At 51.0% G+C, this 20,748-nt stretch carries 24 protein-coding genes; 8 read left to right on the forward strand and 16 right to left on the reverse strand.

Translation table 11 applies throughout. The annotated features are described in order from the left end of the window. Positions 1-137 precede the first annotated feature (137 nt). A complete protein-coding gene (lptG, locus tag KHQ09_RS06940; protein WP_116089198.1) occupies positions 138-1,226 on the reverse strand; it encodes an LPS export ABC transporter permease LptG in 1,089 nt (362 codons plus the stop codon). Continuing rightward, positions 1,223-2,428, reverse strand: a complete 1,206-nt coding sequence (gene lptF / locus KHQ09_RS06945; protein ID WP_075654634.1) for an LPS export ABC transporter permease LptF — start codon at positions 2,426-2,428, stop codon at positions 1,223-1,225. The genes lptG and lptF overlap by 4 nt, the downstream gene beginning before the upstream one ends. A gap of 279 nt (positions 2,429-2,707) precedes the next feature. Between lptF and KHQ09_RS06950 the strand changes: the two genes are divergently transcribed. From KHQ09_RS06950 to KHQ09_RS06970, 5 genes are all read left to right on the forward strand, one after another. Continuing rightward, entirely contained in the window at positions 2,708-4,195 is a 1,488-nt protein-coding gene (locus KHQ09_RS06950) for a leucyl aminopeptidase (RefSeq protein ID WP_213597275.1), read from the forward strand. Positions 4,196-4,526: 331 nt separating this feature from the next. Then, positions 4,527-5,132, forward strand: a complete 606-nt coding sequence (locus tag KHQ09_RS06955) for a hypothetical protein (protein WP_213597277.1) — start codon at positions 4,527-4,529, stop codon at positions 5,130-5,132. A 128-nt stretch (positions 5,133-5,260) separates the two neighbouring features. After that, complete coding sequence (locus KHQ09_RS06960) at positions 5,261-5,710, forward strand: DNA polymerase III subunit chi (RefSeq protein WP_022712167.1); 450 nt, start codon at positions 5,261-5,263, stop codon at positions 5,708-5,710. Continuing rightward, positions 5,710-6,048 carry a hypothetical protein gene (locus KHQ09_RS06965; protein WP_213597279.1) on the forward strand — a complete coding sequence of 113 codons (339 nt, stop codon included), beginning with the start codon at positions 5,710-5,712 and terminating at the stop codon, positions 6,046-6,048. Before KHQ09_RS06960 ends, KHQ09_RS06965 begins: the two co-directional genes overlap by 1 nt. A 20-nt stretch (positions 6,049-6,068) precedes the next feature. Further along, positions 6,069-6,263 carry a hypothetical protein gene (locus tag KHQ09_RS06970; RefSeq protein ID WP_213597282.1) on the forward strand — a complete coding sequence of 65 codons (195 nt, stop codon included), beginning with the start codon at positions 6,069-6,071 and terminating at the stop codon, positions 6,261-6,263. 76 nt (positions 6,264-6,339) lie between these two features. Here KHQ09_RS06970 and KHQ09_RS06975 read toward each other — a convergent pair whose 3' ends face one another. Next, positions 6,340-8,247 carry an ABC-F family ATP-binding cassette domain-containing protein gene (locus KHQ09_RS06975; protein ID WP_213597284.1) on the reverse strand — a complete coding sequence of 636 codons (1,908 nt, stop codon included), beginning with the start codon at positions 8,245-8,247 and terminating at the stop codon, positions 6,340-6,342. A gap of 77 nt (positions 8,248-8,324) precedes the next feature. After that, positions 8,325-8,837: a DinB family protein gene (locus tag KHQ09_RS06980; RefSeq protein WP_213599853.1), complete on the reverse strand. Its 513-nt coding sequence runs from the start codon at positions 8,835-8,837 to the stop codon at positions 8,325-8,327. A 344-nt stretch (positions 8,838-9,181) separates the two neighbouring features. Here KHQ09_RS06980 and ndk point away from each other — a divergent pair, with 344 nt between their 5' ends. Beyond that, positions 9,182-9,604 carry a nucleoside-diphosphate kinase gene (ndk, locus tag KHQ09_RS06985; RefSeq protein WP_075654638.1) on the forward strand — a complete coding sequence of 141 codons (423 nt, stop codon included), beginning with the start codon at positions 9,182-9,184 and terminating at the stop codon, positions 9,602-9,604. 122 nt (positions 9,605-9,726) lie between these two features. Here ndk and KHQ09_RS06990 read toward each other — a convergent pair whose 3' ends face one another. The 7 genes from KHQ09_RS06990 to KHQ09_RS07020 form a co-directional block, all read right to left on the reverse strand. Then, entirely contained in the window at positions 9,727-10,521 is a 795-nt protein-coding gene (locus tag KHQ09_RS06990) for a YbaY family lipoprotein (protein ID WP_075654639.1), read from the reverse strand. A gap of 464 nt (positions 10,522-10,985) precedes the next feature. Further along, complete coding sequence (locus KHQ09_RS06995; protein WP_213597286.1) at positions 10,986-11,462, reverse strand: molybdenum cofactor biosynthesis protein MoaE; 477 nt, start codon at positions 11,460-11,462, stop codon at positions 10,986-10,988. Positions 11,463-11,466: 4 nt separating this feature from the next. After that, positions 11,467-11,724 carry a molybdopterin converting factor subunit 1 gene (gene moaD, locus KHQ09_RS07000; protein WP_028233918.1) on the reverse strand — a complete coding sequence of 86 codons (258 nt, stop codon included), beginning with the start codon at positions 11,722-11,724 and terminating at the stop codon, positions 11,467-11,469. 8 nt (positions 11,725-11,732) lie between these two features. Further along, positions 11,733-12,311 (reverse strand): CDP-diacylglycerol--glycerol-3-phosphate 3-phosphatidyltransferase, encoded by a 579-nt coding sequence (gene pgsA / locus KHQ09_RS07005; protein ID WP_022712159.1) that lies wholly within the window; start codon positions 12,309-12,311, stop codon positions 11,733-11,735. A 251-nt stretch (positions 12,312-12,562) separates the two neighbouring features. Further along, positions 12,563-14,659, reverse strand: a complete 2,097-nt coding sequence (gene uvrC / locus KHQ09_RS07010; RefSeq protein ID WP_213597288.1) for an excinuclease ABC subunit UvrC — start codon at positions 14,657-14,659, stop codon at positions 12,563-12,565. Then, positions 14,656-15,438: an SDR family oxidoreductase gene (locus KHQ09_RS07015; RefSeq protein ID WP_213597290.1), complete on the reverse strand. Its 783-nt coding sequence runs from the start codon at positions 15,436-15,438 to the stop codon at positions 14,656-14,658. The genes uvrC and KHQ09_RS07015 overlap by 4 nt, the downstream gene beginning before the upstream one ends. A 222-nt stretch (positions 15,439-15,660) precedes the next feature. Beyond that, positions 15,661-15,870 carry a hypothetical protein gene (locus tag KHQ09_RS07020; protein WP_213597291.1) on the reverse strand — a complete coding sequence of 70 codons (210 nt, stop codon included), beginning with the start codon at positions 15,868-15,870 and terminating at the stop codon, positions 15,661-15,663. On the opposite strand from KHQ09_RS07020, the gene KHQ09_RS07025 reads away from it, so the two are divergent. Continuing rightward, positions 15,862-16,512 (forward strand): outer membrane protein, encoded by a 651-nt coding sequence (locus KHQ09_RS07025; RefSeq protein WP_213597294.1) that lies wholly within the window; start codon positions 15,862-15,864, stop codon positions 16,510-16,512. The genes KHQ09_RS07020 and KHQ09_RS07025 overlap by 9 nt on opposite strands. 106 nt (positions 16,513-16,618) lie before the next feature. Here KHQ09_RS07025 and KHQ09_RS07030 read toward each other — a convergent pair whose 3' ends face one another. Beyond that, complete coding sequence (locus KHQ09_RS07030) at positions 16,619-16,810, reverse strand: hypothetical protein (protein WP_213597296.1); 192 nt, start codon at positions 16,808-16,810, stop codon at positions 16,619-16,621. A 146-nt stretch (positions 16,811-16,956) separates the two neighbouring features. On the opposite strand from KHQ09_RS07030, the gene KHQ09_RS07035 reads away from it, so the two are divergent. Next, complete coding sequence (locus tag KHQ09_RS07035; RefSeq protein WP_022712154.1) at positions 16,957-17,607, forward strand: outer membrane protein; 651 nt, start codon at positions 16,957-16,959, stop codon at positions 17,605-17,607. 70 nt (positions 17,608-17,677) lie between these two features. On the opposite strand, the gene KHQ09_RS07040 is transcribed toward KHQ09_RS07035, so the two are convergent. The 4 genes from KHQ09_RS07040 to KHQ09_RS07055 form a co-directional block, all read right to left on the reverse strand. Continuing rightward, the gene (locus tag KHQ09_RS07040; RefSeq protein ID WP_075654645.1) at positions 17,678-18,280 is read right to left on the reverse strand and encodes a glutathione S-transferase family protein; all 603 of its coding nucleotides are present in this window, start codon (positions 18,278-18,280) and stop codon (positions 17,678-17,680) included. Between the two features lie 21 nt (positions 18,281-18,301). Beyond that, positions 18,302-18,931: a ribonuclease T2 family protein gene (locus KHQ09_RS07045; RefSeq protein ID WP_420801472.1), complete on the reverse strand. Its 630-nt coding sequence runs from the start codon at positions 18,929-18,931 to the stop codon at positions 18,302-18,304. A gap of 226 nt (positions 18,932-19,157) precedes the next feature. Beyond that, a complete protein-coding gene (locus KHQ09_RS07050) occupies positions 19,158-19,595 on the reverse strand; it encodes a hypothetical protein (protein ID WP_022712151.1) in 438 nt (145 codons plus the stop codon). A 104-nt stretch (positions 19,596-19,699) separates the two neighbouring features. Next, positions 19,700-20,584 (reverse strand): 23S rRNA (adenine(2030)-N(6))-methyltransferase RlmJ, encoded by an 885-nt coding sequence (locus tag KHQ09_RS07055; protein WP_213597298.1) that lies wholly within the window; start codon positions 20,582-20,584, stop codon positions 19,700-19,702. Positions 20,585-20,748: the final 164 nt, after the last annotated feature.

Here is a 20,748-nt window from a genome sequence, read left to right on the forward strand (position 1 = left end):
AGGCGCTGCTTCCTGACTGTAAGCCACGGAAGACATAGAAATGATCACAGAGGTGGAAAAAATGCACGCCAGAGCTGTCCCGCGTGCAAGACGCGTGAAGTACTCAGATACTACCGTGCGGGAGCTACTCAATCCCACTAACCATCCTCCTTATGGAGCAAAAAGGAGATTCCAAAAAATGTTGCAATCAATACCGGTACCCATGCCGCTACAAAAGGCGGCACGAATCCTGCCGTGCCAAAAGCTTTGGCAAGTACAGTTACGACATAAAGCACGAACCCGGCAATGATGCCACCCAGAATCATTGCTCCGGACTGGCCGGAACGCACAAATTTTAATGAGACTGTTGCAGCAATCAGCGTCATGGCCATCAAAAGAGCAGGCAAAGCCAGCAAAGACTGGAACTGCATGTCAAAAGCGGTGGCCGAAAAGCCGAAAGAGCGGGCGACTTCAATCTTACGGGGCAATTGCACGAATGGAATCGTGTCGGGCGAAGAAAGTTTTTCTTCGAGAAATTCCGGTTTTAACTGGGTCGGAATCTTTGTGGATAAAAGTTCTTTAGGTTCCTGACCTTCGACAATATGGGTCACATTGGTCAGGTTCCAGTAACCGTCTTCCAGCTGAGCATCGCGGGCGTCAAAACGCTCTTTGATTGTCTTGTCTTCATTGAAGACGAAGAAGCTGACACCGGTCAGATGCGTTCCCTGTGCAAGAATGCCCTTGGCGCCGATAATGGTTTCCTGTTCATCAAATTTCTGGCGCAGCCACGGATCGCGCAGCGCTGTAACCTGATTAACATTGCCGTTTTGCCAGCGCGTGCTGATTTCCAGCGATTTTTCAAAACCATAAGCCGCAAGCGGATTAATGATGAAAATGGTGATGAGGCCGAACAGGAAGGCACCAAGACAGGCAGGCAGCAAAAACTGCCATGCGGAAACACCGACTGAACGCGCTACCACCAGTTCATAGCGGCGGTTCAGCGAAATCAGCGTGGCCATAGCAGAGAACAGCGCCACAAACGGAATAACCTGCTGCATGATGAAAGGAATGCGCATCGCTGAAAGCCCGAGTGCCGCCCATGCCGAATAATCGGGGAGGGTGGAGAGCTTGCTGGCATTTTCCGTAAAATCGAGCAGCAGCGACAATGCAAAAATACCCAGCAGAAAATACAGCGTGGTTTGCACATAGCGCATGAAAAAATAGCGTCCGAGCGTCCAGCCGATCATGACTGACCTCCTGATGTATTTTTCTTGCCGGCAAAGCGCTCATAAAGCGGACGCAGGCGGGCTGTTAATTGTTCGGTTATGTCCTGAATCCTGTCCGACCATGAGGTTGGCAGGCTGAGTGAGCGTCCGCTGAACAATGCATAGAGGCAGACCGCAATGACACCGAGCGGAATAAGATACATGACCGGCACATAGCTCAGATTCTTCTCAGCGCGGTCAGACACAAAATATCCGGCCCAATACACGATCAGCGACAGCGAGATCGCCGAGAAAGAAGCGGAAACTCGCGCTTCACGATGGGAGCGCGCATCGCCAGCCAGAACCAGAGCAATCATGGCGAAGACGAAAGGATAAAGCCAGTTTGTCAGACGTTTATGCAGTTCCGCGCGATATTGCAGCGGCTTGGTCTGAAAAATCGGATCATTCTTGTCCGGATTGATGAGGTAGGAGAGATGACGGTCTTTGGCATAAAGAACCATATCGCCGCCTGTATCTGTGAACTGGCTCAGATCAAACGCATATTGATCAAATTTAATGATGGAAACATTGCCGGTTTTAACTTCACGGCGCTGAATCTCACCATTATTCATCAGCAGAACGTCATTGCCATTATTATTGGCGATAGCGCCGTCCAGCGCATAATAAACCAGATCTGTATTGGCATCACGGGAATCGGCGATGAACATGCCGCCGATGCTGCCGTCTGATTTACGCTCGGCAATCTGCACATAAAGATTGTCGGACAATCTGCGGAAGCTGCCTTCCTGCACAACCACATTGATCAAATCTGCGCTCGCATTGGCCAGCATGGAACGCATATTATAGCGTGCATAAGGATCGACGAAATTGGCGACCAGAAATGAAATAACCGCAAGCATGGCAGCAAACAGCAATACCGGCCGGATAACGGCCGTGCGCGGGCTGCCGGAGGCATTGATGACCACCAGCTCCGAATCCTGATTCATGGTGGAGAGTGTCTGCGTGATGGCAATCACCAGCGCAAACGGCATCACCAGAGGGATGACGGAGGGAATAAACAGCGAGAAAAACTGGATGGCTGTTGCCAGAGACTGGCCGCTGGAAGTCAGGAAGTTGATGCGCTGCAATACCTGCACTGTCCACGTAATGCCGATGGCCGCGCAGAACACGGCCAGAAACATTATTCCTACGCGGCGCAGGATGTATCGCTCGATCAGTTTCATACGCTGAATTTACATCCTGAACCTTAGGGCTGAACCTGTTATTATCTGCCGGTTATACGAATTTGCTGACATCTTATAATCGTTTAAAGACGGCACGCAAACGCTTGTCATATAATCCGTGTTTATCATAATCGGGTCTTGGCTAAAAATAGACAAAGAAATTAGGTTAACAAAACACTTATTCGTCAGAGACGGTAATTTATGGCTTGTGGTTTGATCTTGATAGAGCCACACAATGCATTGAGTTATGCGACTCTGTTTTTACCTATTGGAGTTATTATGTCCAAAAATCCAGTCATCAAGTTTTCGAATTTTTCAGAAAAGCTGAAAGATGTCGTGATTGTACCCGTGAGCAAAGACGGTTCGGTTGCCGCACAGGCAAATCATGTTGGCGGCGAAGGTTTCGTTTCCGGCCTGATTACCAAAGCCGGTTTCAAGGGCAAACTTGGTGCAACGCTTGAAACTTACCTTGCTGACGGTGCAGGCGCAGAGCGTCTGGTTCTGGTTGGTATCGGCGATCCTGCCAAGTTGAAAAATGATGACTGGCTGAAAATCGGCGGCGCGGCATTCGCCAAAATCGGCAAATCCGCTGAAGCCAATGCAATTCTCGCAATTGACGGTCTGGAAATTCCGGCTGAAGCGGCTGCGGATTTTGCTCTGGGCGCACAGCTGCGCGCTTATCGTTTTGACAAGTACAAAACCAAGAAAAGCGACGACAAAGCTGAGGCCAAAGATGTTAAGCTGACCATTCAGGTTGCTGATGCTGCCGGTGCGGAAAAAGCTTACGAAGCCGCAGCTGAAATTGGTGAAGGTGTGCTGCTGGCGCGCGATCTGGTCAATGAGCCTGCAAATGTGCTCGGACCGGTTGAATTTGCTGCGGAAGCAGAAAAGCTTGAGAAACTCGGTGTTAAAATCACCATTCTCACCGAAAAAGAAATGAAAAAGCTCGGCATGGGCTCGCTGCTCGGCGTTGCTCAGGGTTCTGTCCGTCCGCCGCGTCTTGTGGTGATGGAATGGAACGGCGGTAAAGCCAAAGACAAGCCTGTTGCTTTTGTCGGTAAGGGCGTTGTGTTCGATACCGGCGGTATCTCCATCAAGCCTGCGCTTGGTATGGAAGATATGAAGGGTGATATGGGCGGTGCAGCTGCTGTTACCGGTCTGATGCGCGCACTGGCCGGCCGTAAAGCTAAGGCCAATGTTATCGGCGTGATCGGTCTTGTGGAAAATATGCCGGATGGCAATGCACAGCGTCCGGGTGATATTGTTACTACCATGTCCGGTCAGACGATTGAAGTTATCAATACCGATGCGGAAGGCCGTCTGGTTCTGGCTGATGCACTGTATTACACCGCCAAGACCCATAAGCCGCGCTTCATGATAAATCTGGCGACGCTGACCGGTGCGATTGTAATCGCTCTCGGCACCCAGCATGCTGGTCTGTTCTCCAATGATGATGAACTGGCAGAACAGCTGTTTGATGCCGGTCAGACCAGCGGTGAAAAACTGTGGCGTATGCCGCTCACCAAGGAATATGACAAGATCATCGATTCCAAATTCGCAGATATGCGTAACTCGGCCGGTCGTCCTGCCGGTTCGATCACTGCGGCTCAGTTCCTTAAGCGTTTTGTCGGTGATACACCTTGGGCGCATCTGGATATTGCCGGTACTGCGATGGATTCACCTGCCAGCGAGTATAATGAATCCTGGGGGTCAGGCTTTGGTGTCCGCGTTCTGGATCGCCTTGTTCGTGATCATTACGAAGGCTAATAAGCAGTTATCCTGCCACATGATTGGAAAAGCCGGTGCCAGCACCGGCTTTTTTGTATTTTAAAGCTTGTCGCGGAAAGGCTGGTGCCGGTTTTCCGATAGCGGCATGCGTAAAAACAAGGAGACAGAGCGAGCGCTGTGGCCTCACTTAAACGCGATACGCACTGGCGGAAATAAATACCTCAATAAAAATTGACCGGCGCAATATGAATTTTAATTGTGCGCAGCAACAAGAACTTGTTAAGATGTCACAAAATATTCATTGAGATGCTGTGTCCGCCGGTTTTGGCACCCCTGAAGGACGGGCTGGCTGTTTATTCCGGATAAAATTGTGTTTCCATCTTATGCTTCGCGCAGTTTCATCAGTGCAATGCTGGTACTGCTTTTATTAAATGTTCTGTTCTTTTTCTTCGTGACGGATTTTGACAATCTTGTCGTCGAAATGGGAGAGGCCGGATTGCTCGAGAATTTGCAGCTGGTTTATCTCGGTCTTGCCGCAATCGCGTTTTTCATCGGCGGCCTGCGCAGTGAGGGGCCTGCGCGAATGTTTGCAATCGGTATGTCCGTACTGATGTGGATTTTCTTCTTCCGTGAGTTTGAAATCGAGCCGACAGGGCCGGTGAGCAATTACATCAAATCCCATGCATTCCGCTGGCATGAGGCGATTATCGTCATCGCTTTCGCAGCTGTTTATGTTTTCCGCCATTCAGATTATGTGCGCCCAGTTCTGACCTTTGTTTTCAGCCGTAAAGCATGGCCTTTTTATCTGGCAGCCGCACTGATCGCTCTCGGCGAGGTTTTTGAGAAAATGCACGGGCTCGCCTTTAACGAGTTTTTGGAAGAAGTTCTGGAAAGTCTGAGCTATTTTACACTGCTGTGTCTCGGTGTGCGCAGCATTACTGCGCCGCAACAGGCACCCCGTTCTGCAACCGCCTGATTATAATCTCCGGTTTTTCTGTATGAGGCGGCCTGTCTGATCGACAGGCCGTTTTGTTTCTGGTTTAAGCTGTTGTCCGGTATATATGAGATGCGAGAGGTAAGGGGCGCGGTTCCCTGCATTGGCTGATGGCGGAAATTCTGTTTTATCATCTGACTGAATCCGTTTTGGATGAAGCTTTGCCGGGGCTGGTTGACCGTTCGTTAGAGCGGGGCTGGCGCGTGACAATTCAGATGACATCGGAAGAACGCCGCGATGAGCTCGACCGCTTGCTGTGGACATGGAGCAATGCTTCATTTCTTGCTCATGGCACTGATGCGCAGCCCCATGCAGAACATCAGCCCGCCTTGCTGACGACAACCACGGATAATCTGAACGGAGCAACAGTGCGTTTTGTTGTGGAAGGCGCAGAAATCGCGGGTGCTGAGAACTATGATCGTCTGGTGGTGATGTTTGACGGCCACGACGCTGCCCAGCTGACCAAAGCGCGAGAGCAATGGAAAAGCCTGAAAGCCGCAGGACATCAGCTGACCTATTGGCAGCAAAATGCAGATCGCCGCTGGGAGAAAAAAGCCTGATGCGTATTTTTTGTATTCTGCTGTTTCTCGTTGGTCTGGCAACCGGTGTGATCTGGCCGTGGGCGCAGCGTCATTTCGGCGGCGAGGAAATCGGCACATGGGTGCTCTATCAGCGCGAAGGCGGCTATCAGTCTGCGAAAGTGCAATTGAAACCTGAAGATGCGCCGTTGCGTATTTTTGTTGATGCGCAACCAATGCAGGGCGTAACCAGCGGACAAAAGCAGTCAGTGCTTAATCTGGCAGTGTCACGTGATGGGTGCCGGTACTGGCGGAGCGCCTCAGCTACAGCCCGAAAAGCGGTAATGAACAGCGTGATCTGCCGCAAAGCGGTGCGGTGATCCGCCAAAGCGCCAAGGACATGGAAACTCTGCAAGCGGGAACTTATGAATTCAGTGTGCGGGCGGTGGAAGACGGCTTGTCGCTGACAAAAGCCGATCTGGTTTTGCGCCGTGGAGCACCTCCGGTTGACGAGAATATTATCATGATGGGTGTGGTGATTATGGTGGCCGGTCTCTACGGATTTATGCGCTCGCGCAGACGTTCCAAAGTTTAAACATCATTCTGAATATAGAAAAGCCCGCCGTTTCACAGAACCGGCGGGCTTAAATTCTTTAGCGTGAATGCGGCGTTTAATCGGCCATTGCCTCTTCATATTCAGCAGAATAGGTCAGCCATTTTTCTTCTGCATCAGCCAGTTTGGTTTCAGCGGCCTTCAGATCAATATTGAACTGTACTGCCTTCTGGGCATCCTTGGTATAAAGCTCAGGATCTTCCAGTTTGCTTTTCAGCCCTTGAATCTCTTTCTGCAGTTTCTGCATTAAAGACTCGGAATCATTAATCTTTTTCTGCAACGGTTTAAGCTGCTCACGCTTCTGCGCAGCCAGCTTACGCTGTTCAACTTTGCTGAGTTTTGGTCCTTCATCAACAATAGCGACCTCTTGAACAGCCTCAATAGTGCTGTTTGGCGTGCTTTTATCGCTCAGAACCAGAGAACGGTAATCATCCAGATCGCCGTCATAAGGTTTGACCGTGCTGTTACGCACCAGCCACAGCCGATCCATGGTCGCTTCGATGAGATGACGATCATGGGCGATGAGGATGACAGCGCCTTTGAAATCATTCAGCGCGTGAACCAGTTCTTCGCGGCTGTCGATATCCAGATGGTTGGTCGGCTCATCGAGGATCAGCAGGTTAGGGCCGTGGAATGTTGCCAGCCCCATCAGCAGACGTGCTTTTTCACCGCCGGAAAGCTCTTTAGCTTTGGTGAGCATTTTTTCCGTTGCCAGCCCCATCTGCGCAACACGGGCACGCACTTTCGCTTCCGGTGCATCCGGCATCAGTTTGCGCACATGCTCAATGGCATTGTCTTCCGGCACCAGATCATCAAGCTGATGCTGGGCGAAGAAGGCCACTTTTAGCGCAGGCGAAAGGGTCAGTGTACCGCCTTCCGGTTTCAGCCGTCCGGAGATCAGCTTTGCCAGAGTGGACTTACCGTTACCATTGGAACCGAGCAGGGCAATGCGGTCATCATTATCAATACGCAGTGAAAGATTGCGCAGGATGGGCTTGCCGGTTTCATAACCGACATCAGCATTTTCCAGCGCAATAATCGGCGAGGCCGCAATCTTCTCTGCTTCAGGAAAGCGGAATGGCTGCACATGCTCATCATAATGCGCGGCTATCGGCTTCAGCTTTTGCAGGGCTTTCAGACGGGATTGTGCCTGACGCGCCTTGGAAGCCTTGGCGCGGAACCGCTCCACAAAGGATTCCATATGCTTGCGATGGGCTTCCTGCTTCACACGCTGTTTCTGCTGCAATTCCAGCATTTCGGCGCGCTGACGCTCGAACTGGTCGTAATTACCCTTCCAGAATGTCAGCTTCTTATTTTCAAGATGCAGAATAGAACTGGTTGCCGAGTTCAGCAAATCGCGATCATGGCTGATGATGATGACGGTGTAAGGGTAGCGCTTGATATAGTCGATCAGCCACAACACGCCTTCAAGGTCGAGATAGTTGGTTGGTTCATCGAGCAGCAGCAGATCAGGCTGGGCAAACAGCACAGCCGCCAGAGCCACGCGCATACGCCAGCCACCGGAGAAGGACGAAGCTGGGCGCAATTGCGCTTCCGCATCAAAACCCAGGCCGGAGAGAATGGCGCTGGCACGGGCTTCCGCTGAATGAGATTCAATATCGGCGAGGCGGATATGAATTTCGGAAATGCGTGCCGGATCAGTCGCCGTTTCGGCTTCCTGCAACAAGGCAAGGCGTTCTTTATCCGCTTTCAGAACGATCTCGATCAGAGACTCTTCTGTGCCTGGTGCTTCCTGCGCCACCTGACCGATACGGGTGTTTTTCGGGATGGAAATATCGCCGGTATCCGACGACAATTCACCGGTAATCACCTTGAACAGGGTCGACTTGCCGGTGCCGTTACGCCCGACAAAACCGGTCTTTGAACCAGATGGCAGTGTTGCACTGCCATGGTCGATGAGGACGCGTCCGACCATGCGGACGGTTATATCATTAAGGATCAACATAGAGCGGTTTTGCACGGGATATTGCAATTGTGCAAGAGGCAAAAACGTCCGGTTATGCTTGTGTTGAGACGGAAATATCAGACGAAGCGGCGGCCGGATTCCGATTTCTGGAAAATCATCATATCCAGTTCCGGTGCCGTATGTTTCAGCATGGTGAGTGCTGCATGAACCTGCCCGCGATAATGGGTCTGATGGTTGAACATATGGGCAAGGGCAGGGGCAAGCCGCTGACTGATGGTGCGCATGTCGCTCATATTGAGAAACACAAAACGCCCTGAAACCTCGGCAGGGGAAAGCCCCTCCAGCCATTCCAGAATACGCGCATCTTCCTGCAGGCGGGCAGCGCGCAGATCAGACAAAGCCAGATAGAGAATGGCATCAGGTGTTTTCGGGTGATCGCCTTCACCGGTAAAACGCTTCATCCATAGCCTGTCATTGCCCAGCAGGTGATTAAGCGTGGCATGGACAGATTTGTAATGCAGGCCTGCATCCTGCCGGTATTCGCTTTCAGTCAAAGCCGCAACCGCGTCAAAAAGCTGTTTATTGGCCCAGCCGTTATAGGCAGCAAGCATCAGAAAATGTTGCTTCATCATCAAGCTCTCATCAAAAACCAAAAACAGCAAAAGACAGCCCGTGCAACACAGAATCGCTGTTATTGTCATGAGCGCTGTTAACTATAACCTGTCTTTGCACTTATAGCAGGCTAAATCACTTTATTATCAGTGCCTTGTCATTTTTCTGAAGCATCAGGTAATTATGCAGGAAGCTGCAGTAAAATCTGCGTATCAGGTGCAGAGCCTTCATCGGGTAAATACGAACAAGACAGACGCCGCTTTCAGCAGCATTTTATAGCAGGTTTAATGATCTTATTTGACTGTAAAAGGCTGTGAGGGTATAGAACGGCACCTTTCCTCTAAATATATACAGGACAAAAATGGCCATCGAACGTACCTTTTCCATGATCAAGCCAGATGCAACCAAGCGCAACCTGACCGGTGCAATCACCGCCAAGCTCGAAGAAGCTGGTCTGCGTGTTGTTGCTTCCAAGCGCGTATGGATGAGCAAGCGCGAAGCTGAAGGCTTCTACGCAGTGCATGCAGCACGTCCTTTCTTCGGTGAGCTGGTTGAAACCATGACTTCCGGCCCGACAATCGTTCAGGTTCTGGAAGGCGAAAACGCCATCCTGAAAAACCGCGAAGTTATGGGCGCAACCAATCCGGCAGATGCTGCTGAAGGTACAATCCGTAAAACCTTCGCTCTGTCGATCGGTGAAAACTCGGTACACGGTTCAGATGCTCCTGAAACAGCTGCTCAGGAAATCACCTACTGGTTCTCTTCGACCGAAATCGTTGGCTAATTTATTTAGTCTTTGATTTGAAAAAAGCGCTGCAGCAATGCGGCGCTTTTTTTATATGTAGAGATATAAAAAACGGACACGCTTTTGAAGGCGTGCCCGTTTTAATTCATTATACTGACAAATCAGCTGTTATTGGCGAGACGAGCAAGTTCCAGCCCGTTATCTCCCAGCAGATAGAGTTTGCCGTTATTAATGCTGAACTGACGGGTCTGTTTCAGTACATCGAGAAATTTGGTTTCCTGATCCATCAGGGCGGGCGGGCACTGCATGAATGTGGAACCGATAGTGCCGAAATTCAGCGCTTCACCGGTAATGGTTGCCTTGCCGAAATAACGGTTGCAACCGCCGGAGCCGGAAACTTCGCCGCTCGGAGAAATTGACAGGGTTGTCTGGGCAAAATCAATCACGCCGGCACCACGGATATCCTCTGTGAGCCATTCATGATTTTCCAGTGTCAGCGGTGTTTGCAGGCTGGTATTTTTGCGCACATTGACAACGCGGATTTCATAGGCGCTGTCAAATTTTTCCGGATTGAACTCATGGCGTGTGTCATTGATGAACCACAGAGTATCACCGGCGCTGATACGTGCCTGCAAGGCATAGGTATGCTTTGCAACGAGTTTGGAAGAATCGAATTTCAGTTCAAACGGAATTGGCGCGGATGGAATATTGCTGAGCTGCTGTTCGGCAATTACCTGAGCCGGCGCATCAGCGAGTGAAACATCCAGCAACTGCACATTCAACGTGGCCTCCGGGGGCAGGGCAATCCGCTCGCGATACATGACAGTGCCACGTATTGTTTTTTCAGATGCGATACTCTGCGTCGGCATGGTTGAGGAAAGGATCATTGCGCTGCCGCCTAAGACGGCCAGTCCTATCAGGGATGCAGCAATGATGCGCGCTTTACCAATCAACATATTCTGTCCTGTTTGTTGCACTGCCAGTTTAGACTCTCTCCGTTTTTGAGAAGTTGTCTGAGCTGGCATTTTAACCGGCGGTATATTAACGCCAAATGACTAAACACATAATTTACGTTAAGTTTTAACCTTAACACGTGTCACTATGTGGTTTTCCTCATCGTTTAGCTGCCGGAAATCTTCTTTGATCTGTTTTGGATAATGAAATTGCCGGACGACTAAAAAATGCTCACCGGTGATTTAAACCGGTAATTCTGGAATCAATGCATATCCATGAGTCGTAAGTGCTCTCCGGACTATAGGATCAAATCCGGATAAAACACGAGTTGAATCATATAAATATGCTGTATCAGCTACTGCCCTGATTTTATGGTTTACTTATGGCAATGCAAGTCAGTGCAAATAATTTCACAGGATTGTAAAATATTCAAACGGGATTTTTGCTCAGGCAAAGCTGAGCTGTCTTAATCCTGCCAGCGCTTCTTCATGTCTTCGTCGCTGGCTTTGGCTTTGACCCAGCCCGATTGCGGATCGCCATTCTCCGGAGCAGGGGTGATCAGATGTTCTTTCTTCCAGAAAGGCGCATCGCTCTTGAGATAATCCATCAGAAATTCTGCGGCTTCAAAGGCGGCCTGTCTGTGCTTGCTGGCTGTGGCGACAAACACAATCTGCTCACCGGCTTTGATGAGACCGCTGCGATGAACAATGGTAACGCCCTGTAGCGGCCAGCGTTGCAGAGCATCAGCAGCAATACGGGTCAGCTGCGCTTCCGCCATGCCCGGATAATGTTCAAGTTCCAGCGCCTGAAGTGTTTTATTCTCATCACGGCAAAAGCCGGTAAAACTAACAACCGCGCCTATATCTGTGCGCCCTTCAGTCATACGGGCAGTAAGGGCAGCCGCATCAAAGTCATCCTGCGAGACAAGAATAGTCGGCTGCATTGCCTCAGCCTCCGGTCATTGGCGGGAACAGGGCAATTTCATGCGCACCGGCAATCGGCGTGTCATGCTCCACATGTTCCTGATTGATCGCTACGCGGATCACATCGGAAAAACGCAAAGCATGCGCATAATTCTCATCAATGCCGGAAAGATGGCTCAGCAAGTCAGATACGGTTTTGACAGTCTGAGGCAGATCGAGACTTTCGTCAGATTTGCCGATCTGCTCCCGTACCCATGCAAAATAAACCAGTTTGACTGTCATAACGGCCATCAGATCATGTGTTTGATACCGGCGCGGAAATAGTCCCAACCAGTATAAAGTGTCAGAATTGCTGAAATCCACAGCAGGATCAGCCCTGTTTCCGTTGTATAAGGCAGGATTTTGTCACCGGCAGGGCCGGCAAGCAGAAAAGCCAGCGCAATCATCTGAATAGTGGTTTTCCATTTTGCCAGCTGCGAAACCGGCACACTGACTTTCAGATCCGCCAGATATTCACGCAAACCGGAAACCAGAATTTCACGGCAGAGGATGATAATCGCAGCCCAGAGCGTCCAGCCGGCAATGGTGCCGTCGGCGGCCAGCAGCAGCAGAATTGCGGAGACCAGCAGCTTATCAGCAATCGGGTCAAGCATTCGGCCGATGCTGGATGTCTGTTTCCACATACGTGCCAGATAGCCGTCGAAGAAATCCGTGATGCTGGCGGCAGCGAACAGGCCGAGCGCCCACCACCGTGCGGTGTCACTGCTCTTCAGATGGCCTTCAAGAAAAAAGCACAGAACCACAAGTGGCACAGCAACGATACGTGCGTAAGTAAGGATGTTGGGCAGTGATAATGTGTGTTTACTCATAGTCCCCTAAAACCCGTATTCTGGATAAGCGTGAGCGGGAAACCCACGACTGGAGAAGTAAGCCTTACGGCTCATGAAAATCTTTAGACGCACATCTTGTCCGAAAATAGTTTCACCACTTTCGGGATGTGTTTTACGCTACACGACAAATCATTGTCAGCTGGTTACCATCAATCCCGCAATAGGGTAAAAAGCAACACTCAGACCGGCTTTTTAAGGCTTATTATGTGCATATTGCGTCAGATAACCCATTATTGATCGCGGAAGTGGTCATAAATGGTCTGCGCCAGTGCTTCCGAGATGCCTTCAACCTGCATGAGATCTGCCAATGCTGCGCCTGCAACTGCTTTTGCCGTGCCGAATTCATGCAGCAAAGCACGCTTGCGGGAAGGGCCGATACCGGCAATTTCATCCAGCGGACTTTTGACCATTTCTTTCTTGCGCTTTGCCCGATGGGTGCCGATGGCGAAACGGTGCGCTTCATCGCGCATACGCTGAATGAAATAGAGCACCGGATCACGCGGCGGTAATGTGAAAGCCGGTTTGCCGCTGACGAAAAAACGCTCACGTCCCGCATCGCGGTCTACACCTTTGGCAATACCGATGGATATGACTTTATCATTGATACCCAGCTGCGTGAGAATATCACGAACTGCACCGACTTGTCCTTGACCGCCATCAATCAGAATAACATCAGGCCAAGCCGGAAAGCTGTCATCCGTAATGTCGTCTGCATCCGTTTCACTGTCTGCAGATATTTGAGGCGTCTGCTCCTCAAGCTCTTTCATATGATCTTTTATCAGCCGGCCAAAACGGCGCTCAATTACTTCGCGCATCATGCCGAAGTCGTCGCCCGGTGTGATCTCCGTGGAGCGGATATTGAATTTGCGATATTGGTTTTTGACGAAACCGTCCTGTCCGGCGACAATCATGCCGCCCACAGCATTGGTGCCCATGATGTGGGAGTTATCGTAAACCTCAATGCGGCGCGGAATGCGTGGCAGCTCGAAAGTCTCGGCCATAGCTTTCAGCAGACGCGCCTGTGATGAGGTCTCAGCCAGCCTGCGTCCCAAGGTTTCGCGGGCATTGGTCATAGCGTGATCGACGAGGTCTTTCTTTTCACCGCGCTGCGGCACATTGAGCGTCACACGACGTCCTGCAGAAGCCGACAGGGCGTCGCCCAGCAGTTCCTGTTCTTCCACTGTTTCAGACAGCAGGATCAGTTGCGGGCATGGTTTATTGTCGTAAAACTGGGTGATGAAGGCGCCAAGCACTTCTGCCGCTGACAGGGATGGGTCAGCCTTTGGGAAATAAGCGCGGTTGCCCCAGTTCTGGCCGGTGCGGAAGAAAAAGACCTGAATACAGGCCAGTCCGCCTTCTTGATGAATGGCAAAAACATCAGCCTCATCCACAGTTTGCGGATTGATACCCTGATGGGACTGGATATGGGACAAAGCCGACAACCGGTCGCGGAAAATAGCGGCACGTTCAAAATCCAGCTCTTCAGCGGCTGCACTCATTGTATCACGCATCTGCTGCTGCACGGCTTTGCTGCGGCCGGAGAGAAAGGACTTCGCCTCCCGTACCAGTTCTGAATAATCTGCATCGCTGATTTCATGGGTGCAGGGGCCGGAACAGCGCTTGATCTGATGCAGCAGACAAGGGCGCGTGCGGCTCTCAAACATCGAGTCGGCGCAACTGCGCAAAAGAAAGGCACGCTCCAGCACATTAATCGTACGGGTTACAGCACCGGCAGAGGCAAAAGGACCGTAATATTCGCCTTTACGGGAGCGCGCGCCGCGATGCTTGAAAATACCGGGGGCACGGGTGTCGCCGGAAATCAGAATATAGGGAAAGGATTTATCATCCCGAAGCAGAACATTAAAACGTGGACGTAAGCGCTTGATGAGATTCGCTTCCAGCAGCAGTGCTTCTGTTTCCGTGCGGGTAACGACAAATTCCATAGTTGCCGTTTCGCGGATCATACGGGCAATGCGGTTGCTGTGCCCCTGACCGCGGGCATAATTACTGACGCGCTTCTTCAGGCTTTTGGCCTTGCCGACATAGAGCACGTCACCCTCACGGTTGAACATGCGGTAAACGCCGGGGTTGTTCGGCAGTTTTTTCACAAAAGCATTGATGACATCCGGCCCGCTCAAATTCTGGGTCGATGCGTCAAACTCATCCAGCGCGGAATCCCAGCGGATATTGCTGGCCAGCGCAGATGCAGAGCTTGCCTCCTCGGGGAAGTTGTCTTCGTCATCTCCGGCATCATCTGTCAGTAAGGCATCCTCATCCGGCTCCATGTCCGGATGGGCAATATCATTGCCGTTTATGCTTTGTGTCATTCCGAAATACCTGCAATATCCGGCGTTTCCCATGCCAGATGTTGTCCGCCGTCCAGCGCAATCATTTGCCCTGTGACGGACCGTGTTCTCCACAGATAGTCAATCGTCGCGGCAAATTCATCGAGCAGCGGAGCTTTTTTTAGCAGCACTGCATCAACCTGCTTTTCGAAATCCTCAATATGTTGTCTCTCGCTCGGCAATGTCGGGCCGGGGCCGATTGCATTGACGCGGATTGCCGGTGCAAGCGCCTGTGCCAAAGTGCGTGTGGCTGTCCATAATGCGGTTTTGGACAGGGTATAGGAAATGAATTGCGGATTGAGCTTCCACACGCGCTGGTCGGTAATATTGACGATCAGCCCCTGTTTATCTTCCGGTAAAGCCTCTGCCATAGCCTGCGCCAGAAAGACCGGCGCTTTCAGATGTACGGCAAAATGACGATCCCACAGATCATGGGTGAGGGTGCCGATACGGTCGTCTTCAAAAACGGATGCATTATTGACCAGCAGCTCTACGGGGCCGAAATGCGCTGCCGCTTTGTCCATCAGCGTGGCTACCTGTGCATTATCCGACAGGTCTGCGGTTACAATAGCGGCTTTGCCGCCTTTATCGCGGATGCGTTGCGCCAATGCTTCTGCCTGTGTGGCGGAGCGGTTGCAATGAATAATAACCGGATAGCCACGTGTAGCCAGATCCTCAGTTATATGGCTGCCAATACGCTTTGCGCCGCCGGTAATCAGGGTGACGGGTAAAACTTCAGACATAGTCCGCTTGGCAGTCATCGGGGGCAGGCTCCTTTGGTTATGGCATATCCGGCGGGTGAAATGATTCTGACTTCATGTGCATGCAAATCAGCAAATGTGATCGCATAGTATCATGGAATAACCTGTTTTAGCGTGAAGGAAAAATGCCTGGTAAAAAATCTGCAGAACATTGGTTGCGGCTTGTTTCTGAGGCTGAAGTTTTTATAGCTTGCAATACTATTCAAAAAATACAGTAACTATTTAATATTTAAGAAAATGTTGCCTCGTTGCATCATCAGTTTCGGTTCGTTTTCCTGCTGCTTTTCTGCCGTTTTCTGGTCGTTTTTGTGCATTTAAGCCAAGACTCTCCTGTCGGATATGACAGGGGAATAATGCCGGATTGAAATATGTTTTTGCCAATCCGGTCTCATTTTTAAAATTGGAATATTGCAAGGAAATTTTATGAAACATTTTAAAACTCTGGCGCTGATTTCAGCCTCGGCTCTTTCATTCGCTGTACCGGCTTCGGCAGCTGATATTGTTCGTGCGCAGACAGACGTTCCTGCTCCGGTTGTGCAGACACCACCGCAGAAAACCTGGGAGGGTGGTTATATCGGTATTTATCTTGGTGCCGGTGCAAATAATTTCAAAAACAAATCCGCTGCCGGTAATCTGAAAAATAACAATGTGAAGCTTGGCGGCTATGCGGGCTGGAACTTCCAGAACGACAATATCGTTTATGGTGTGGAAGGTGATGCCGGTTACAATGGTGCAAAGAAAACCAAAGATGGTCTGAGTGCCCGTAGCGGATTTGACGGCTCTCTGCGTGCCCGTCTTGGCTATGATATGGGCGCAGTCATGCCTTATGTAACTGCCGGTGTTGCCGGTACGCAGGTGCGTTACAGCAATGATGCAGATTCCAGTAAGAAATTTCGTCTTGGCTGGACTGCCGGTGTCGGAGCCGAAACCATGCTGACCCAGAATGTCAGTGCGCGTCTTGAATATCGCTATTCTGACTTTGGCAAGAAGGATCTCACATTGGGTAATGTTGCTGTGCCATCAGCACAATTGCAGAGCCACGATATCCGTTTGGGTGTTGGCTATAAATTCTGAAAACCGCTCATTTTTCACAGATTCGCCTCAGCGCGTTTGGCTGGGCGGATTCGAATAAATAAGGATGCCGATCCTCAGCCGTGAAAAGACGAATGTCGAGGCACGGTTAAGGGGCGGTAAAGAAGGTCGGAATTTTTCGGTCTTCTTTTTTATAAGAAAAACGAGATATAAATTCATTATCAAATAGTTGTGGTGGTTTTAGCTTGTTTGGCAGTGGTTTTGACTGACATGTTTCAGCCATAATAAGGCCGGTTTTTTTCCATGCTACGGCATTTCTGCTGCCGTAATTCAGCGTCATCTTTTGCCTCGTTAAGCAATCTTCTTTCTCCCGCAAGGAAATGGATCGGAAGGAAGACGGGGCGTATCGCGTTCAGCTCAGCCGTTACAGGTCAGGTCTGGAGGCTTCGCTGTACAACAGTTTAGAAATTTATAAGGACAAGGCGTATGCGCACTATCAAATCTCTGGCACTTGCTTCTGTTGCGTTGTTGCCGCTTTCGGCCACAGCTTTTGCCGCAGATGCGATTCAACCGCAGACATATGAGCCGGCACCGGTTGTAGATGTTGCTCCTCAGAGCAGCTGGGCAGGCGGCTATACCGGTCTGTATCTTGGCTACGGCATTAACAAATTCAAAACTGACAACTATGTTGGTGATCTGAAAGACAATAATGCCAAATTCGGCGGTTATGCCGGTTGGAACTTCCAGAACGACAATATCGTTTACGGTGTGGAAGGTGATGCCGGTTACAACTGGGCTAAGAAAGAAGAGCTCGGTCTGACTGCGAAGAGCGGTTTTGAAGGCTCGCTGCGCGGCCGTCTTGGTGTCGATATGGGGCCGGTTATGCCTTATGTGACAGCCGGTGTTGCCGGTACGCAGGTTAAATTCTCCGATGCAACCTCATCGCAGGATAAGTTCCGCGTTGGCTGGACAGCCGGTGCCGGTGCTGAAACCTTCCTGACACAGAACGTAACTGCCCGTCTGGAATACCGTTATTCCGATTTCGGCAAGAAAGACTTCCAGCTGGATAGCGGCACTGTCAATGACGGTGGTCTGCAGACCCACGATATCCGTCTGGGTGTTGGCTACAAGTTCTAAGGAATATCTCATTTAGTTGAGATCATGCCTGATAAAAAAGCCGGGAAGCAATTCCCGGCTTTTTTTGTTTTTACGCAGCTTTCGGCAATTGTGCCGCCAGTTCCGGATGTACTTCGGCAAAGCGCTTGACCCAGCGTTTCAGTTTCGGACGGCCGCGTTCCCAGCCATTGCCGAAGCGCAAATTGAGATAGCCGAGCGTTGCGGCAATGGCGATGTGCCCGCCATGGATTTTGGTGCCGATACGCGGCGCTGTTTCATTCAGCAGATCGAGCGTGCGTTCTGCCTTTTTCCAGTACCAGTCCAGCACCGGCTGATGCACGATTTCTTCAGGACGCATACGGCGCTCATAGACATGCGCTACCAGCACATCAGCAAGACCATCTGCAATTGCTTCAAATTTTTCAGCATCCAGACGCTTCTCGGCATTGCGCGGAAACAGCTTGTTGCCGGAAATGCGGTTGAGATACTGGGTGATGACGCGGCTGTCGAAAACAGTTTTGCCTTCCGGTGTAACCAGCGTCGGAATTTTGCCGAGCGGATTGGCGGCAATCAGTTCTGCCGGTTCTTCGCTGGTCACGACAATATGTTTTTCCAGTTCAATACCGGCATATTGCGCTGCAAGACGCACTTTGGCGCTGAAAGGTGAGGAAGGGGATGTGTAAAGTTTGTGCATGTTGGAACCTGAGATAAGAGATCAACGGTTAGGAAGCAGAGTAACGGAACGGCTGCGGCAGGAATTACGATCCACTTCGCCGCATGAACGGAATTTGAGGCCTTTATCCATACAGATACGCACCTCCTGAAGACGCCTGCGATTACAGGTCACAGCAATTGCATCTGCTGGCAAACCCGGATTTGCGGCAATGAAAGCCTTTTCAACAAGCTGCGGATCAACATTGCGCGGACTTGCGACATTGCGCAAGGCAGGCGGAACAGTCACAGCCTGATAGGCTTTGCCCAGCGTAGAGAAATAATCGCGCTGACTGATCCCCGCGCAGGTGCCATGTTTGCGCCATTCATGACGCATCAGACCGGCTGAGGGCATAATGTCAGACAGGGATGAGACGATATCCCGTGGCACCGTGTCATTGGCCTGCCGGTGATCACAGCTTTCAGGAAAACCACGATCATATTGCGGCCACAGACCATGAACGATGAAACCGTAATTGCGGCCGGTGCCGCATTGCTGGCGGGCATTGGAACGGTTGCCATTATCAGCGCAATAGCTTGGCGACCAGCTGAGCGACAGGACATAGAAGTCAAAATTCGCATTACCGGATGGTGATGGCGCATCCTGCGGCTTAGGTAATGTACGCTGCGGGATTTTATTCTCCGGCCTTAAAACCGGTCTGTCCTGATTGTTCAAAGGGTTGAGTTTGCGCAGATCATTGCCCATGCTCTGCATCAGCTTGTCACTGAGGGATTGTGCTGATGCCGGCATAGTAAAAGCGAGCGCGGAGGCAAGCAAAGCCGTTGCAACAGAAAAACAGCCCGTTTTGCTGAGTGCAAACGGGCTGTGTGCTTTCAATCGGATGTGTGACATATGCGGATCAGCGAAGCACGCGGCAGCGGCCGTCATAGACGAACCACTTGTCAAAACCGTCTACACAGGATTCGACATTGCGTCCCATGGATGCCAGCCCCTGACTTTCTTCCACCATATACCAGATATTACGGTTCTCGCCATTGGAGAGCACGGCAGTGGCGCGGCAATAATGGCGCTCAATACCTGACGGATAGGTTTTCGGGTCATAACGCGTTGCGCTGACATTGCTGACGGCATTGATGCTGACAGCAGGCATTTCCGGCACACCGCGCACAAGGCGGTCAAACTGTGCGACCGCGCTGTTGATGACGCTTTGTTCGTGGCAGACAGGATCAGTCACGGCAGGGGCAGTTGCAATATAATCCGCAGCCTGTGCCTGAGAAAAAGATCCTGCTGACAGACCTGCAAGCAGCGCGAAAGCAAAAGCGGAGCGTAATGACATGAATCTGTCCTTATTGAAAACTGTTAACCGAAGTTTTTGCCATATTCCTGTGTCGGGTCAAGCCTCAACAACGCACAAGAGAGTGATCATTGGCAAATGAATGCTTATTTTTCCGTCCGCTCTTCGCCGTTGATCCATTCAATCTTATAGCTGCCCTGATTATTCTCTCCGAAAAGCGCTGCCAGCCATGGTGAGATTTTAGTCATTTCTTCCTGCAGCAGATAAGGCGGATTGATCACAATCATACCGGTGCCGTCAAAACGCGGCTCCTGCGACGGCGCACGCACTGCCAGTTCCAGACGCAGAATTTTTGGCAGACCGGTTTCTTTCAAATTAGCGATGAAGCGGTTGACCTCGCGGCGGTCTTTCACCGGATACCACAGGGCATAGGTGCCGGTAGCAAAGCGGCGGTGCGCCTTCACCAATCCTTCAACGAGGCGGTCAAATTCTCCGGCGATTTCAAATGGCGGATCAACCAGCACCACACCGCGTTTTTCCTTGGGCGGCAGATGTGCACCCAGCGCCAGCCAGCCATTCAGCTCGGTGACACGGGTCTGGTAATCGCCTTCAAACAAGGCTGCCAGTGTTTTGAAATCCTGCGGATGCAGTTCCAGTGCCGAAAGGCGATCCTGTGCGCGCATCAGCTTCCGTGTCAGTAGCGGGGAGCCCGGATAATAACGTAGGCTGTTGCCTTTGACGCTGCTGTTTTCCTGCTCAATGACATCGAGATAAGGCGCGATCAGTTCCAGCACTGCGGCAGGAATGCTGCCTGCTGCTTTGGCGTCAAAAACCTGCTCGATACCGCTGCGCCATTCCAGTGTCTTACCGGCTTCCACACCACTTAAGTCATAGCGGCCGATGCCTGCATGAGTGTCGATCACGCGCAGGGCTGCCTCCTTGCGCTGCATATAAAGCAGCACACGGGTCAGAACGATATGTTTGAACACATCGGCAAAATTTCCGGCGTGATAGGCGTGACGATAATTCATATTCAGTATTTCCGGTGTTCGAAAGCGCGGTGCTGCAGGCAGGATTCAAAGCAGGACGCTTTGTCATGGTCAATGCCATATATCTGTTCAAGCGGGATTATGCCATAACCAGCATACCGGATGTGCAGTCAATCTGATTCTGCCTTTTAGACCGGTTATGTAAC

The organism is Pseudochrobactrum algeriensis, assembly GCF_018436245.1.
Taxonomy (GTDB): Bacteria; Pseudomonadota; Alphaproteobacteria; order Rhizobiales; family Rhizobiaceae; genus Pseudochrobactrum; species Pseudochrobactrum saccharolyticum.

What these genes read in the sequence shown, in the direction of transcription:
- KHQ09_RS06965 (WP_213597279.1), top strand. Translation starts at nt 5,710, where the DNA reads ATGCGTATTTTTTGTATTCTGCTGTTTCTCGTTGGTCTGGCAACCGGT.
- ndk (WP_075654638.1), top strand. Translation starts at nt 9,182, where the DNA reads ATGGCCATCGAACGTACCTTTTCCATGATCAAGCCAGATGCAACCAAG.
- KHQ09_RS07055 (WP_213597298.1), bottom strand. Translation starts at nt 20,584, where the DNA reads ATGAATTATCGTCACGCCTATCACGCCGGAAATTTTGCCGATGTGTTC.
- KHQ09_RS06995 (WP_213597286.1), bottom strand. Translation starts at nt 11,462, where the DNA reads ATGCAGCCGACTATTCTTGTCTCGCAGGATGACTTTGATGCGGCTGCC.
- lptG (WP_116089198.1), bottom strand. Translation starts at nt 1,226, where the DNA reads ATGATCGGCTGGACGCTCGGACGCTATTTTTTCATGCGCTATGTGCAA.
- KHQ09_RS06960 (WP_022712167.1), top strand. Translation starts at nt 5,261, where the DNA reads ATGGCGGAAATTCTGTTTTATCATCTGACTGAATCCGTTTTGGATGAA.
- moaD (WP_028233918.1), bottom strand. Translation starts at nt 11,724, where the DNA reads ATGACAGTCAAACTGGTTTATTTTGCATGGGTACGGGAGCAGATCGGC.
- KHQ09_RS06975 (WP_213597284.1), bottom strand. Translation starts at nt 8,247, where the DNA reads ATGTTGATCCTTAATGATATAACCGTCCGCATGGTCGGACGCGTCCTC.
- KHQ09_RS07015 (WP_213597290.1), bottom strand. Translation starts at nt 15,438, where the DNA reads ATGACTGCCAAGCGGACTATGTCTGAAGTTTTACCCGTCACCCTGATT.
- KHQ09_RS06950 (WP_213597275.1), top strand. Translation starts at nt 2,708, where the DNA reads ATGTCCAAAAATCCAGTCATCAAGTTTTCGAATTTTTCAGAAAAGCTG.
- pgsA (WP_022712159.1), bottom strand. Translation starts at nt 12,311, where the DNA reads ATGAGTAAACACACATTATCACTGCCCAACATCCTTACTTACGCACGT.
- KHQ09_RS06990 (WP_075654639.1), bottom strand. Translation starts at nt 10,521, where the DNA reads ATGTTGATTGGTAAAGCGCGCATCATTGCTGCATCCCTGATAGGACTG.
- KHQ09_RS06970 (WP_213597282.1), top strand. Translation starts at nt 6,069, where the DNA reads ATGGAAACTCTGCAAGCGGGAACTTATGAATTCAGTGTGCGGGCGGTG.
- KHQ09_RS07025 (WP_213597294.1), top strand. Translation starts at nt 15,862, where the DNA reads ATGAAACATTTTAAAACTCTGGCGCTGATTTCAGCCTCGGCTCTTTCA.
- KHQ09_RS07020 (WP_213597291.1), bottom strand. Translation starts at nt 15,870, where the DNA reads ATGTTTCATAAAATTTCCTTGCAATATTCCAATTTTAAAAATGAGACC.
- KHQ09_RS07030 (WP_213597296.1), bottom strand. Translation starts at nt 16,810, where the DNA reads ATGACGCTGAATTACGGCAGCAGAAATGCCGTAGCATGGAAAAAAACC.
- uvrC (WP_213597288.1), bottom strand. Translation starts at nt 14,659, where the DNA reads ATGACACAAAGCATAAACGGCAATGATATTGCCCATCCGGACATGGAG.
- KHQ09_RS07035 (WP_022712154.1), top strand. Translation starts at nt 16,957, where the DNA reads ATGCGCACTATCAAATCTCTGGCACTTGCTTCTGTTGCGTTGTTGCCG.
- KHQ09_RS06980 (WP_213599853.1), bottom strand. Translation starts at nt 8,837, where the DNA reads ATGAAGCAACATTTTCTGATGCTTGCTGCCTATAACGGCTGGGCCAAT.
- KHQ09_RS07040 (WP_075654645.1), bottom strand. Translation starts at nt 18,280, where the DNA reads ATGCACAAACTTTACACATCCCCTTCCTCACCTTTCAGCGCCAAAGTG.
- lptF (WP_075654634.1), bottom strand. Translation starts at nt 2,428, where the DNA reads ATGAAACTGATCGAGCGATACATCCTGCGCCGCGTAGGAATAATGTTT.
- KHQ09_RS07050 (WP_022712151.1), bottom strand. Translation starts at nt 19,595, where the DNA reads ATGTCATTACGCTCCGCTTTTGCTTTCGCGCTGCTTGCAGGTCTGTCA.